The sequence below is a fragment of the Frankia sp. Hr75.2 genome, assembly GCF_949319125.1.
In the GTDB taxonomy this organism is placed as follows: Bacteria; Actinomycetota; Actinomycetes; order Frankiales; family Frankiaceae; genus Parafrankia; species Parafrankia soli.
Map to the genome: position 1 here is coordinate 1 of NZ_CASGGV010000257.1, position 334 is coordinate 334.

General features: G+C 64.1%; 1 protein-coding gene. It reads left to right on the top strand.

All coding sequences use genetic code 11. From position 1 onward, the window contains the following. Positions 1–334: integrase core domain-containing protein (locus tag AC559T_RS17920; protein WP_498869478.1), on the top strand; the 334-nt coding region annotated here is incomplete at both ends.

Genomic DNA, 334 nt, shown 5'->3' on the forward strand with positions numbered 1-334 from the left:
AATCTCGACGAGTGTGACCACCGGTTCCGGTTCCTCATCCGTGACCGCGACACCAAGTTCACGGCTTCCGTCGACGCCGTCTTCGTCGGGGCCGGCATCGACGTGGTACGCACACCCCCTCAAGCCCCGCAGGCGAACGCGATCGCGGAACGCTGGGTCGGCACCGCCCGCCGCGAATGCACCGACAGACTACTGATCGTCTCCGAACGGCACCTGACATCGACCCTCACCAGCTACGCCGAGCATTTCAACACCCACCGACCCCACCACTCCCTCAGCCAGCAACCCGGGCGTGATGGGATGCAAGATAGGTGTCTTTACTTCGCGAGGCAGC